This window comes from Acidimicrobiales bacterium (genome assembly GCA_036378675.1).
Taxonomy (GTDB): Bacteria; Actinomycetota; Acidimicrobiia; order Acidimicrobiales; family Palsa-688; genus DASUWA01.
Genome location: DASUWA010000016.1, coordinates 116,470 through 130,088, shown reverse-complemented (window position 1 = coordinate 130,088; position 13,619 = coordinate 116,470). Strand labels below are relative to the sequence as shown.

At 62.6% G+C, this 13,619-nt stretch carries 12 protein-coding genes; 5 read left to right on the top strand and 7 right to left on the bottom strand.

All coding sequences use genetic code 11. The features are described 5' to 3' along the window. Positions 1–80: 80 nt before the first annotated feature. From VFZ97_06725 to VFZ97_06715, 3 genes are read left to right on the top strand one after another with little or no spacing between them, the layout of a single operon-like run. A complete protein-coding gene (locus VFZ97_06725) occupies positions 81–755 on the top strand; it encodes a recombinase family protein (protein HEX6393118.1) in 675 nt (224 codons plus the stop codon). Continuing rightward, the gene (locus VFZ97_06720; GenBank protein ID HEX6393117.1) at positions 752–2,158 is read left to right on the top strand and encodes a DEAD/DEAH box helicase; all 1,407 of its coding nucleotides are present in this window, start codon (positions 752–754) and stop codon (positions 2,156–2,158) included. Before VFZ97_06725 ends, VFZ97_06720 begins: the two co-directional genes overlap by 4 nt. Before the next feature lie 7 nt (positions 2,159–2,165). Next, positions 2,166–3,017, top strand: coding sequence for a hypothetical protein (locus tag VFZ97_06715; GenBank protein HEX6393116.1), 852 nt, complete (start codon positions 2,166–2,168; stop codon positions 3,015–3,017). 292 nt (positions 3,018–3,309) lie between these two features. On the opposite strand, the gene VFZ97_06710 is transcribed toward VFZ97_06715, so the two are convergent. The 3 genes from VFZ97_06710 to VFZ97_06700 all read right to left on the bottom strand — a co-directional run bounded on the left by VFZ97_06710 (position 3,310) and on the right by VFZ97_06700 (position 4,692). Further along, positions 3,310–3,939, bottom strand: a complete 630-nt coding sequence (locus VFZ97_06710) for a hypothetical protein (protein ID HEX6393115.1) — start codon at positions 3,937–3,939, stop codon at positions 3,310–3,312. Positions 3,940–4,045: 106 nt separating this feature from the next. Next, positions 4,046–4,447, bottom strand: coding sequence for a hypothetical protein (locus VFZ97_06705; GenBank protein HEX6393114.1), 402 nt, complete (start codon positions 4,445–4,447; stop codon positions 4,046–4,048). A 41-nt stretch (positions 4,448–4,488) separates the two neighbouring features. Continuing rightward, entirely contained in the window at positions 4,489–4,692 is a 204-nt protein-coding gene (locus tag VFZ97_06700; protein HEX6393113.1) for a hypothetical protein, read from the bottom strand. A 265-nt stretch (positions 4,693–4,957) separates the two neighbouring features. On the opposite strand from VFZ97_06700, the gene VFZ97_06695 reads away from it, so the two are divergent. Then, positions 4,958–5,638 carry a hypothetical protein gene (locus VFZ97_06695; GenBank protein HEX6393112.1) on the top strand — a complete coding sequence of 227 codons (681 nt, stop codon included), beginning with the start codon at positions 4,958–4,960 and terminating at the stop codon, positions 5,636–5,638. Between the two features lie 152 nt (positions 5,639–5,790). Next, entirely contained in the window at positions 5,791–6,066 is a 276-nt protein-coding gene (locus tag VFZ97_06690; protein ID HEX6393111.1) for a hypothetical protein, read from the top strand. Positions 6,067–6,381: 315 nt separating this feature from the next. Here VFZ97_06690 and VFZ97_06685 read toward each other — a convergent pair whose 3' ends face one another. From VFZ97_06685 to VFZ97_06670, 4 genes are all read right to left on the bottom strand, one after another. Next, positions 6,382–6,936, bottom strand: a complete 555-nt coding sequence (locus VFZ97_06685) for a PASTA domain-containing protein (GenBank protein ID HEX6393110.1) — start codon at positions 6,934–6,936, stop codon at positions 6,382–6,384. 394 nt (positions 6,937–7,330) lie between these two features. Beyond that, positions 7,331–7,810, bottom strand: coding sequence for a sigma-70 family RNA polymerase sigma factor (locus tag VFZ97_06680; GenBank protein ID HEX6393109.1), 480 nt, complete (start codon positions 7,808–7,810; stop codon positions 7,331–7,333). A 294-nt stretch (positions 7,811–8,104) separates the two neighbouring features. Further along, positions 8,105–9,130, bottom strand: a complete 1,026-nt coding sequence (locus VFZ97_06675; GenBank protein ID HEX6393108.1) for a hypothetical protein — start codon at positions 9,128–9,130, stop codon at positions 8,105–8,107. A gap of 1,172 nt (positions 9,131–10,302) precedes the next feature. After that, positions 10,303–13,605, bottom strand: a complete 3,303-nt coding sequence (locus VFZ97_06670) for a DUF499 domain-containing protein (protein HEX6393107.1) — start codon at positions 13,603–13,605, stop codon at positions 10,303–10,305. Positions 13,606–13,619 lie beyond the last annotated feature (14 nt).

The following is a 13,619-nucleotide window of genomic DNA, read 5'->3' as shown; positions in this document are numbered from 1 at the left end:
CCGGAGGGGCAATCGGGCTAAAGGCTGATCTGGGGGACAATAAGCTTGTACCTAAACGGTCGTATAGGTATCGTGAGAGTATGGGGCAGGGGCGGAGAAGTCGAGTTGTCCGGGAACGCCAGCAAGCACTGATCGGCTACATCCGGGTATCCACCGGCGGTCAGGCAGAGTCGGGCGCGGGCCTGGCCGCTCAGCGGTCGGCGATTCGGGCGGAGGCGTCCCGGCGGGGGATGCCACTGGCGCGCATCTACGAGGACCGTGCAGCGAGCGCCAAGAGCCTGGAGAATCGGGACCAGCTGCAGGAGGCCCTTGCTGCCCTGGCTGGGGGTGAGGCATCGGTGCTGGTAGTGGCAAAGCTCGACCGGCTCAGCCGGTCCATCGCCGATTTCGCGGCCCTGGTTCGCAGAGCCGAGCGCGAGGGCTGGTCGATAGTCGCCTGTGACCTCGGGATCGACATGGAGTCGCCCACCGGTGGCCTACTGGCGAACGTGACCGCTTCGGTGGCCGAGTGGGAGCGGAAGATCATCTCGACCCGCACCAAGGAGGCGCTGGCGGCCAAGCGGGCTTCAGGTACCAGGCTCGGGCGTCCGACGCTGCTCGAGCCGGTCATCGCCCAGCGGATCAAGGCGGAGAGAGTCGAGGGCAGGGCCTATCAGGCGATCGCGGATGGGCTAAACCACGACAGCGTCTTGACACCGACGGGTGGCCGATGGTCGCCGGCGCTGGTTCGCAAAGTTGCGATTCGCGAGCGATGACCATCCCCACATACTCCTCGACGGGCACCGTCAACTTCGACCGCCACCTCACCGCTGGCCGCCTCTACCCGTTCCAGACGGTTGGCGTGGCGATGGCCCTGGTCGAGCGCCGCTGCTTCATCGCTGATGAGATGGGGCTTGGCAAGACGGTGCAGGCGTTGACGGCTTGTGAGGTGGACGGAGCGTTCCCGGCCGTCGTGGTCTGCCCGGCAGGGTTGAAGGACAACTGGCGGATCGAGATCGAGCGGTTCTTCCCGCACCGTCGGGTCGAGGTGCTGAAAGGGAACGGACCTGGGTCAATCCCGTCTGCTGATTTTTGGATAGTGGGCTGGCCCACACTCGAGAGTTGGCTTTCCATGCTTCTGGACTCGGGTCCGTTCAAGGCTCTGATCCTCGATGAGAGCCATTACGCCAGCTACGGGACCTCCCGTCGCACGCAGGCAGCGAAGACCCTCTCAAAGACTGTCGAGTTCGACGGACTGCGCTTGGCGCTTACCGGCACGCCGATCAACAACCGGCCTGAGGAGCTCATCCCGCAGCTGGAGATCATCGATCGCCTCTACGACATCGCGCCGCAACCGAGGTTCGCATGGAAGGACCAGCGGTCCTGGGCGGAGAGCTTCAAGACCCACTTCTGCGGTCCCGACGGTGACCTGGAGGGGCTACATCGTCGGCTTCGGGGCTGCTGCTACATACGACGTGAGAGGGAGGATGTCGGAGCCCAGATCACTGCTGGCGGGTTCAAGGCGACGGTCCGCCGGGATGTGCGCCTGACGCTAAACGGTGAGCTCGAGCTATACAGGGACGCCGAGCAGGACCTGATCCGCTACCTCTATGAGACCAGAGGAGCGGCCGCCGCCAGGGGAGCGGTGCGATCCCGAGCCCTCTTGAAGATGGCAATCCTGCGCCGCCGCGCGGGCGAGGCGAAGACACCGGTAGCTATCGAGTGGATCGCGAACTTCCTGGACTCAAACCCAGACCGGTCCCTGGTCGTCTTCGCCCACCACAGAGCAGTCCAACGCCGACTGGTCGACACCTTCGACTGCGCCCATATCCTCGGCGTCGAACGTGATCCCGAGGAGCAGAAACGGCAGTTCATGTCCGGTGACTCCAGGTTGATCGTGTGCAGCCTTTCCGCGGCCCGCGAGGGCCACAACCTCACCAGAGCCGCCGACGTCCTCTTTGTGGAGCAGGCGTGGACACCAGGGGCCATGCAGCAAGCGGAGGATCGAGCCAACAGAATCGGACAGACAGCCGAGCAGGTATTCGCCTGGAACCTGCTGGCCGAGGGGACAATCGATCTCAGGGTCACGGAGATCCTCGAGCAGAAGCGCGACCTGTTCGACCAGGCGGCGCGAGGAGGATCCTCGATGGCCTCGATCCTGCTTTACAGCTACCTGTAGCGGATCCATGAATGAGCAACTCACGCACCTAAGTGAGGCGGTCCAGTACCTTGCCGACCAACTACCCGCTGAGTCCGCTGATGGCCTCTTTTGTCGCCGCCTGGTCGCTCTGGGGATCGGCTCCTGGTCCGAAGCCGTGACCCGCGAAGCTGCTCGCACCGTCTACGAGCACGGCGACGAGATCCTTGACATCGACGTGGGAGACCTTGACATCTGTGCTCATCCGCTCTTCTGGCCCAAGGACTTCGCGGCCCGAATCGAGGCCCGTCACAAGTCAGCGCCGGCAATGGTCGAGGTGGTCGGCCGGCGCGTCGATCTGCTCGACGGGGGCACCCTGCGCTTCGTCTGGCATGTGCGCGACCCCGACCACCCGCACATCGAGGGTGACTGCTTCAACCTCCCAGGCGTTCGCGCCACGCCGGCCCCGAACCTGTGCAAGGTCGTACTCGCACCGAGCACTCCCGAGGCTGCCGACTTCGCCCGGTCCTGGGACTTCATCGCCACGCCCACCGCCCGCACGGTTATCAGGAAGGCGCGGTCCCAGTCCTCATATCTCGTCAAACTCGGGCCGCCCGGCTGGGTCCTGATCCACGGAGCCGTACCGCAGCACTTGCTCCCGGTCGGGTGGCAGCGATACCAACGGCACTACCGAGCACCGCTCCAACCGGAGACCGTCAGCCACTGCCGAAGCTGGAGGCTTCCAATCGACCCAGCCGTCGACGAGGCGCTCGTAGAAGACACGACCACAGAAAGCGATTCTGAAGCGCTTCGAGTCGCATCGAGCTGTGCCCGACCCGAAGCACTACCAGAGCGGTTCCTGACCATCCTGCGACAGCGCCTAGCAGGGAACTCCGCATGATTCCGCCCCCCACCCGCGGAGAGACCCCCACCGTTAAACGAGTTTGTCCAGTAGAGGCCGCCAGGTGTCCCGGATATCTCACGGGCACGTGAAGCTGACAGTACCCATACGCGACCAGGGAGTATGGAGCTCTCTCAATCCGGCGGCGACGACGCGATCGCCGTGCGCCGACGTCGACGAGGCTCAGCTAGGTGTGGGCTTGACGCGACGGAACCGTCGATCTGCTCGCCTTCCGAGATTTGCGCGGTACCGCCTCCTTTGAGCGCAGATCGGATAATCGGGCCCGCAGCAGTTAGGTACTCGTCGCCCGTGGAGCGATCCTCCTGAAGATCCTCACAACCGGCCCGCTATAACGCACGATCCTTTCGCAAGGCAGCTCGCTAACCAATGACCGATCAGCATTGGTCAGAGATGCGGTCAGTTCCTCCTCGCGGAACTGGAGGCGAAAACGGTCGCTATCGGCGCGGTCTTGAAGGTGTCTGTACAGCTTGTGCCGTTGGTGCGGCGTCAACATGCTCGCCGCCACTGTGACCATCTCGGAACCGTCCCGCAGACGAATCAGTAGGCCGGTATAGCGAAACCGCGGCGGCGTGATCCAAAAGAGCCTGGAACGAATCAGAACGGCGTCTATCGAGGCGATGTCCTCCCAGGCGGCGTGGCAGCTCCCGAAAGGATCGCGCCAACCGATCCGATCACCGTCCGCCCGGAGGTGCGTACTCAGACAAGCAGTGGAGAGGGATCCGAAGTACGCCATCCCAAGCACACCGAGAATCACCTGGCCCGGCGATGCAGCATCTCGCAGGAACGGAAGGACCACGACGCAGAGAAAGCCCACCGTCGCGATCGCGGCTGCGGACCCCGACATCAGGATCCAGATCCAGGGTCGTATATGCGTGGACGGTCCCGCCCGCTTCTTCTCCACGAACAGATTGTTCCACTCCGCCCCGCTGAGTCTCGGTTCAAGCGAAATCTAGGAAGCTCGGGATTCGGCGTTCTAGGTCACGCCGGGAGCACAGGATTCGTTTGGTTCAGAGGGTGTTCCGTCGCCGTGCGTCGGCGAGGACAGCCTCTAGCAGTATTCGATTTCTGGTTGTGGGGATGATCCTGATCGTGCCCTGATCGCTTTCATACGAGACGCTCCAAGGCTCGCCTCTAAGGGTGGCTGTGTGCTCGGTAAGAGCCGATTGCGGTTTGGGACCGGGAACCGGAAGGATGTTCCCCCCTTCGGCCTTCCGGTCAGTCACCCACAGCTGACCGTCTTGGACCGCTAAGTACCCGGCGATAGGAAGATTTGGTCTGAGCCCCTCGACGCGTCCTTGAAAGATGATGCGCCGTCCCTGCCTGTACCTGCGTATCGTGCGTGTCTCCCCAAACTCGAACGGTAGGAAGTCAACGAGGAATCCCGCAAACAGATCCCATAGGAGGTCCACGCGACCATTATCGGGGACAGATGGCCTTGGCTTGACCGAAGTTAGCGTCGAGTCATGCCCGATCGTCGTGCGATCACGAACAGGGCTACCAGCAACGGCAATCCGATGATTGCAGCGACCGTACGGAGGCTGCCATGCGAGATGGCCGCGGCTGACAACAGACCCACCAGCACCGCGGCGATCCACCCAAAGATCACAACCTGCTGTTGTTGCTTGGGAGTCATCGGTGGGCGGTCGCGGTCCACGCCACCAGTCAAGCAGACGGTCTAAGCGTGGGTGGATGTCGCGTCAGAACGTGAGCGCATCTGATTACGGCCAGGCCAGCTCTCCCTTCTCGGTAATCGGCGATCAGCGCTAGTGCGGCGAGGCCGGAATGGCTGGCGAATCGAGCGCCGATAAAACCGTTCGTGCAAGACCTGCGAACGGCTTCATCAACTATTCAACAACGCAGGGAGGGGCGGTCACATCGAGCGCGATCATCTGGGGCTGGCGTTTGATCGGGGGCAGGGCATGTCGACAAGTCTGTTCGTAGCCGTGGAGCACGACAGCGCGTACCGGGCTGGTCAGATCTTCGGTGAGATCCTCATTCCCGCCGTCGGCGTCGCGCTGATCGTTTGGGCTGCGCAGCGGATCAAATGGAGACAGCAAGGCGACCAAAGGTTCGCGAGCGGTTGGCGGCTGGTCGGACTAGTTGTCGGGCTGTCCGTGGGCTTAGTCCTGATCGGAGGGGACGTCGGTGGGATAGTGATGCGGGCGTCCAAGAGCTCAACCGCCTCCGAATCCGCCCCTGACTCCTACAGCGAGCAAACACTCGTCGCGCCGAACGGAGCCTGGCCCGACGTGCGGCCTATGTCCGGTCACGACCTGAGCAGCGACCCGTTCTTCGGTCCCCCAGGAATGAGACCGCTCGCCGGTTACCGGGGAACCGGACCCCACACGATAAGAGTGAACCTTCCCAGCGGGCAGGTACAAGGGGCGATCACGACCACCTTGCGGGCGGGGTATGCGGGCCCCGACGACACGAACGTCTATCTTGCCCCAGCGGCTCAGGGCGAGGTGGTACATGTCTCCATTGGGGGCCCTACGGGGTCGATCGTCGCCAACATCCCAAGTGGCGGCAGCTTCGACTTGACCGTCGAGGCACCTGCCGGGACTCGGTGGTCAATGGTTTTGGGAACACCGACCCCATAGAAACCGCTGCTGAGGGGTGACGGCCGGCGTGACGACGCAGGACGTCAGCGCAATAACCAACCGGAACGGTCCGAGCGGGGGCCGTCGAGGGCGAAGTAATCGGCATCGGCTTTCTTCGGAGGTGACGACCGCCGTCGGCCTAGCGTCGTACTGTGGAGCAACCGAGCACCTTGTGGGAAGGCGAGTACCTCGACGGCGGGGTGGTCGTCAATGCGGTCGGCTATGAGCTGGATGACGCTGGCAGAGCCGGAGGATCTGTAGTACTTCGGGTCACTCCTGCGGCGGGCTTTTGGAAGGAGCTTCCCGACGGACGACGAACGGGGATCTTGTTCATGGACCCAGGCCAAGCGGGCCTGCTCGCAGCCGGACTAACTGAAGCCGCGGAGGTGGCCGAAGCTGCCGGTCGGGAGTCCGAGACGGACACCTGACGCCTCCCCTGACGCAGAACGCGCGCGGTCTGGTTCAGTTGCGGCGTGAACCATTGCTCCCGAGTTGATGCGTTATTGCGAACGACGTTGTCGGAGACGCCTTACGGTGGACTCGCCGGCGGCGGAAGCCGAAGAGGAACTTCGGACTAGCCCTCGGGTTACGGGCGGTGAGGCCTACGCCGGGTTCGAATCCCGGCCCGCCCCGGCGCAGAACGTGAGCGCATCCGATTACAGCCGGGTACGGATGGCGAGAGCGTAGTCGGCAGCGCTCGGAGATCCGATGGCATGGCGCTCGAATCGGCTTGTCGAACGGTGTCAACCCTTGGCCGGAGTCCCTGAGGCTGGAGGTCCGGAAGAGACTAGAAGGGTTACGGCTGCACCGGGGATGGTTGTTGTTCCAGACGGCGGGGTGAGAGCGATCACGTCTCCTTGGGGAACCACAGTGCTGGCGGAGTATTGAAGGGTTACGACGAATCCCAGCGACTGCAGCACCCCGCGGGCCGTGGCAGCCGACTCGCCTGCGACGACGGGGATTCTGACACCGATGGTGGTGGAGGATCCCGACCTGGAGCCAGGCGCAGAACCTGTCAGGCTCGCCGTGCTGGTGATGTGACCGGTCGAGACGTCCAGGTCGGCGTCGGGACCTGGAATAGAAGAGAACGAAGCCGGCACGGGATTAGTGGGCCCGGAGATGACGGCTTGTTCATCTTCGCCCGGGGGAGCACTGAGGGGAATGACATTTACCACCCAGTTTCGATGGCTGCCAGGGCAATCCGACGTATTGATGCAGCTCTCGTTCCCCAACTGCAAGATCACGTAGACCTCGGTCTCCGATGTGAAGAGTGGTTCCGGAGGGTTACCAATCTTCATCGATCCTGGCGGCGAGCCCAGAGCGGTGGTCGCCCAGGACGCATAGGCGCCCCACGTTGTCTGTTTGAGCTCCACTCTTGTCACGCCCGAAATGAAACCGCCCGGCCCGGCATAGTCATGAAGAAGCCTCACAACCTCCGGCGGATTCGCGAACGCGGCGAACCGGGGCAACAAGTCGTGCGGTGATGTGACGGTAACCGTCTGGGATGGCCTGCTGTCCGGCAATACGGTCAGTAAGGCTCCGGTGGCGCTGCCGGCAAGGCCGATGGTCAAGACCGCCCGACGGATCCGACGACGCCTACGGATGCCCCCAGCACGCGCAAAGACTCGATCCCTGACATCTATCGGTGGAGCATCGACGGCTTCAGCTGCGTGCTGAAGAAGTGTCCTGAGGTCAGAGTCTTGCATCGCTGCCGTCCCTCTCGATCGCGTTGTTCAACCGCGTGAGCGACTGGTGCAGCGTGGCCTTGGCCGTTCCGACTCTGCAGCCGAGGGCCTTCGCAACCTCCTGGAGCGAGAGATCGGCGTGATAGCGCAACACCACCGCCATTCGCTGGCGAGGCGTCAGCTGGCTCAACAAGGCGGTCACCAGGACTCGGTTCTCAACCTCCGCCGGCTCGTCCCGTCGCGCCCGCCTGTGGACGGGCAGCGGCATCCGATCCCTCAACGTCCGACGGCGCTCATGCCGCATCGCAACCACGTACACCCACGCGGCTGGTCTGTCCATATCCTTCACCCGAGACCAGCTGTTGAGAGCACGGGCGAAACCTTCCTGGGCGGCATCCTCAGCTGACCGCCGGTCGCCGAGCGCGAGAGTCAGCGCCCTGGTCACCGGCTCGTACTCCCGTGCGAAGAACGCCTCGAAATCCAACACACTGCACCCACTCGTGATTAAGCCACATGGACCCGAAAAGGTTTAGTCGCTGTCGCGATTTTCCAGGCTCCCAACCAGGGCTAGGGCGGGCAGTCGGGCCCGCCGGGGCGAGCGGGGGTGAGACGGGCGTCGGCACGAAATTCGCGAATCGGCCTCCTGGCTAGCCCAGCTATACCACCCCCTTAACCGACGATAGTAGGCAATGGCAGCAGCAAATTTCCTTTGCTACCCACGCGCGCGAGAGGCTGACAGTACCCGAACGAACGCGGCGTGCTTATGCGCCGAGCCCCTTTGCTACCGACGGAGCTCGTCGAGTGGCAACAGTTGCAAGCCCAATTTGTTCTTAGTCGCCAACCGGCTCGCTCGATCGAGTGTCCCTTCTGGTACCTCTCCGAACCAAGCCATTGCGTGTAGGTCCGCTCCCAGTGACTTGGAGAGCCGAACATCTCGATCAACCTGTCCTGGCGAGAACTGATTCCCACTGAGCTTGACCTCTCCGGCGATCACGTTGCCCTGGAACACTCCGAAGAGGTCAACCTCGCCGGATGCCCCGTTCGTAAGCGTCACGTTGATACCCGGCAAGACATGCGACTCGGGATCGATCGCTTTCAAGGCCGCGACAGCTGCTAGGTGCCCAAGCACGCCCTGATCGCTCGCCCTGTCGATCAAGGCGTTCAAGCGGTAGAACACCGTGGGGCCGCTGTTCGTTGCGTGGTACGCCGCCGGACGCAGACATCCAGGGCATCTTGCATCCGTGGTGACCTCCGAAAGAGACACGAAACTCGTGATTCCACAGTGCGGGCAAGAGATTCGTAGCCCTCGCTCCGCCCATGTCAAACTGATGAGCTCTTCGAGCAGTCGAGCGCGCTGGCTTGCTGGAACGCCCTCGACTTGAGTTGCGCTTAGGCTCCGCCGTTCGATACGACCACCAATGTCAGCGACTGTCTGGGCAAGACGTTCGTCGTCAGCGGTCTGAACGAGTGACCGCAGCTCGGCAAACAGCTGTCGGGCACGTCGAGTCGTGAGCGAACGCACCACCTCGTGGAGGCCAGGTTTGAGAAGGGCCGAGGAGAGTCCTTGCAAGTCGATGCTCGACCCTATGCGGCCTTTGTCAGAGAGACTCCAGGATGAGGTGGTCTGACTCAAGACCGCAGTGACGACTGTCTCGAGCCGAGGAACGTTGATGGTGAATCGGTAGGCCGGTATGAACTGAGAGAACAACTCGAGTGAGTCGTCGCGCCAATGCCCATTCGGATGGAGCAGTTGCGCGACCGGTGGTCGTTTGGGGTATCGCCTAAACAAGTCAGAGCTCAGCCCCACTTTCGTCCTGCCGAATCCTCGACAGTCAGCGGGATTATCAAATGCTATGTCCGTAGTCGAGGAGAAGACCTGGGTGGGAACCTCGGTTCTGATTCCATACCGCCGACGGAAGACGAACGCAAACCGCGGATCGATGTCGACCTTATAGGTGAAGGGGGGAAGTCTTGGGGGCGGTGGCGGCGATCGGTGCGCCGTTCGCGGTTCCTCACGTTCTTCTCGTAACCCCCAGGACTCGGCGATCGTACGTAAGCGGTCGGAGGGTACCGTCAGACTGCAAAACAAAGCGTCGGGGGCGAACTCGTCTGGCCGATTCTGGAGGAGAGAGATGGCCTGCTTGCCGAAGTTCACCCAGTAATCGACATCATGTTCCGGCACCAGGATCATCGGCACCGGATTGAAGCGTAGCGAGCTGAGGGCACGGCAGTTCCAGAACATCACATTGTCACGAAACGAGCCACGCCCGATGAACCAAAAGATTGCCGGTGAAGGCCATGTCCCGGGCTGTGCAAATATCTCACCGAGTTGAACTGCCGTTCGGTGGATCGCGGTCGCCCTCGATATCTGTGCCCTAGCAACCTGGTCAGGCATCTTCACTGCCGTAAGCGGTTGGTTAGTCGACTCGTTGTCCGCGATCGCGGCAGTGGTGAATGTTCCGGCGGAAGTGACCGCCCATGTCTCGAGCGTCGGGTCTGCATAGGCCCAGGGTGAGGGTGGTGCAGGGTCGGCCACGGCAGACGGGTTAGCGGTGAACTGACCAGCGGCGGCCTGATCGATTTGTGCCATAGGGACGCATTCGATGTTCAAACGTCGTGCGACAGCTCCGGCATCAGCTGTCGCGACATCTACATTCACCAAGGAATCGACGTTCGCGAACTCCAGCACCTGTCTCCAGAAGGGCTCTGTCCGACCGCCGGAGCGAACGGGCACAATCGGCTCAGTGATACCACCCCACCTCGTACATGCCTCGGCGACGGCCCTGCGAAATCCGGTGTCGCTAGATGCCCGAATCAAGTAGCCGACGCGGGCCGGAGCGATGACCACCTGAAAGTCATACTGTCCGAGGTAGTTACCGGAGGGCATAAGTACATCTCCCCGACTTGGTCGAGTGATGGATCGACGGCGGGCCCGTCATGTGATCCGCGCCGCACGCGGACATTTGTGGACTCTCGGACTCAGTCCTTCTCGAAGCCGAACTGATCGAGTTTCAGCGTTGTGGCGTTCTCGTTCACCGTGCGGATGACGTTGTCTGGAAAGCCATCGTCGTTGGTGGCTCGGATCTCCACGCTGATGTCCAGAGCCGTTCCGAGGTGAGCCGCGAGGTTGGTCACTATCTCCTGGGCAATCTTAGAGAAGTCACGTTGGTACCGCTCGGAGTCGAGATGAGCGATGGCATAGAACCTCCGCAACTTCTCATCGGCAGGCTCAGGCACCAGTTGTTCCGTTGAGGGTCGAGGGTCCGGGCCTACTGTTCCCGAAGACGTCGCACCTGTAACGACGGCTTCCCGAGCGAGTTGTGCGGCTGCGAGGTCCGGTCGCACGATCAGGGTCGTGCCGGTCACGTGGTCGGTGGCCGCGCCCGTAACAAGTCCGACGAATCGCGAGTTCTTGTCGTCGAACGCTTCGGCGACGGCGAATCCGTGCTGCTCCCAGGTGATCGAGGCCGGCCCCTGCGCGACGGTACGGGTGAGGACGTTGATGTCTCTGAGGCGGGGAAGGTAGGGGTACCTGGCGAAGGCATCCCATACCTCGTTAACTGAGACATGACCGTTGTCCCACACGGTCGCCAAGGGACCACCTTCTCCGAGGAGTCCCCGCAACAACTCAGTTGCGTAGGCCACGTTGAGGGAGCCGTCGTTAATGAGCTTTCGGCTGGCCCGAGCCGCGGGCCCAAGCGGACCGTCGGTCTTGGTGGTGTCCCACTCGATGGGCCCTGTGGGATCGGGCTGATGCGGTATCAGCGCCCAGTGGAATGTCTCGGCCAAGCGGAGTGCTACAGCGTTGTTGGCGTCGTTCTTCTTCGACTCCGCCTGGTTGCGCCCAAAGGCGTCGAGACCCAGTTCCTCCCATCGTTGGCGTATCTCGGTCCAGGCCAGGGATTCAGCAGTACCTCGTTCGAGTTCCTCGAGGCGGCGTTGGTCAGCGGCCAGAAAGATGAGCATGTTGCGGTAATGGCGTGCCCCGGACGAGCGCTGTTCGAGCAACGCCTTAGCTGCCACCATGGCCTGTGAGTCGTTGTCTCTGTTGACGTGCGGGGTGGCGGGCGAGAGGACTACGAGGCGGCACTCTGCTTCGTCAGGCACGTCGGTGGCATTGTCCGGACAAACATGGACCCCAGCGAACTCACCTCGCTCTGCTTTGAGCGGCTCAAGCAGCTTCACGATGTGGGCATGTAGCTCTTCCCGCCGTGTTGACAGGTATTGCTCGATCAGGTCACGGGCCCGTCTGGCGACCGAGGCTTGGGTGCCGTACCAGAACCGGGCACCCTCGACGTAGAGGAAGGATGAACGGTCAGTCAGCCGGTTGAGGGCATCCCCGTAGGTGGCCACTGCCTCGCCGGGCAGCGAGCAGCCCAGCTTGATCCTTTGAAGTTCCACGCCCAGGTTGGGCGACGCCGAACGCGGTGCCGAGGCCAGGAAGACAGTTCGTGCAGCCCGGCGGGCGGCGCTGTAGCGGCCAAGGTTTGGGAAGTCGTTGTCCACCTTTCTCGGCACCGAGTTGGGGCCGTCCACGTCGGAGTCGATAATTGGCTGCCACGCGTGGTCAAGGTTGCGGGTCAACTCCGACTCGACGGCAGGATCGTCAAGCGGGACATTGGCCGGCAAGATCAGCGGGGACTTGTCCCCGGCTGCCCACAAGGCTGAGATGACGGCGGCCATAAGACGCAGGACACCGCGAGTCCGCTGGAATCCCTCTAGGGCTGACCAATCCTCATACAGGCGGCTGAACAACTCAGGATGAATCGGGTACGCCGACTTGATCCGATCCACGTAGGCGGGTTCCCGAGCGTCGCCAGGAAACTCAGCTGACTGTGTTCGGTAGAACTCGCCGAAAGCTCTCGCAGTTGCGTCACGGTGTTTGATCTGGTCAGTGGGGATCGGCTGGAACAGCCTCCGGCGAACAATCTCGAAACTTTCCTCCGCCGAGGCAGGTCTCCACGACGCCTCTGTGCGTCCGATGACGTTTCCGAGTCGGCGAGCAGCCTCCTGTCCCGCGGCACCCCCGACCTCTGCTTCCGAACCGATGGGGCTGACCCCAGGTCGGGCCGGGTCGTCCGAGACAGGAAGGGAGACGACGAGAAGCGCCCCTGGTACTGCGATGGCGGCGTCGGCCAGGGTCTGGGCGAAGGAGAACTGTGTCTCGAAGAGACCACCAGGGAGCAGCTCTCGAGTCTCGAACATCTGACGGGCATAGGCCACCCACTCGTCGACGAGGATCAGGCATGGTGAGCAGATGCGGAGAACGTCTTCGATGGCAGCGCCAGGGCTGGTGGCCGTGCGGTCGGCCTCGGCGACCATCTCGAAGGCGTCCTTGCCGCCCAGCCGCCAGGCAATCTCGCCCCAGATCGTTCGTACCTCGGTGCCGTCCCCCTTCTTCTCCGGCTGGCCCGGAGAGAGTTGAGTGCCGACCACCACAGCTCGAGTGACCGACGGCAACGTCGCCACTCCAGCCGCACCCAAAAGCTCCTGAAGCTCCTGTGGGAAGTCGCTCGGCTGAAGGCCGCCGAAAAGATGGTGCAGCGCGATCATGGAGTGGGTCTTGCCGCCGCCGAAGTTGGTCTGGAGATTGACCACCGGTGCCCCCGCCGATCCTGTGATCCGATGCGCTGCCTGGGTTAGAAGTGAACGGAGCCCGACGGTCAGGTAGGTACGGCGGAAGAACTCGACCGGGTCGGTGTACTCCGCCAGGCCCTCACCCCTCGCCACCTGGTAGAGATTGGCGGCGAACTCCGCAACGTCATACTTACCCTTCGCAACGTCGTCATGAGGGACGACGACATCCCGCCAGGGATGTAGACCCCCCGCTGGCTCGGCGAAAAGAGCTGCTGAACTCGGGGTGGCGCTCTTGGCCTCGGCCTCGTACTTGGCGCGCATGACCTCGTTCTTGGACTTACCGACCTGCGCCGCCTCCTTGGCGTCGATCAACGCGAGCAGGCGTTCGGCTGAATCGAGTGCTCTGTAGGCGTCGTCGTGAGAGAACGCCTCATGATGGGCCCACTTGTTGCGCCAGTCCCTGACCTCGCCGACCAGGTTCCGGCCGGTGGTCTTCAACTCCTCACGGAACACGTCCTGCCAGTGGTCCAAGATCACCGTGATGAGAATGGAAGTATCGGTGTTGACGTTCTCACCGGGGTATGCGGCTGTCCAGTTACCGCCCACTGGTGTCCTCTTAGTCATTCGCCGGCCCACATACGGGCCAAGGCCCACACCGACGAGCTCAAGAGCCCGCCCAACCCGATCACGATTACTTATTGCCATCTCTCGTCCCTCCG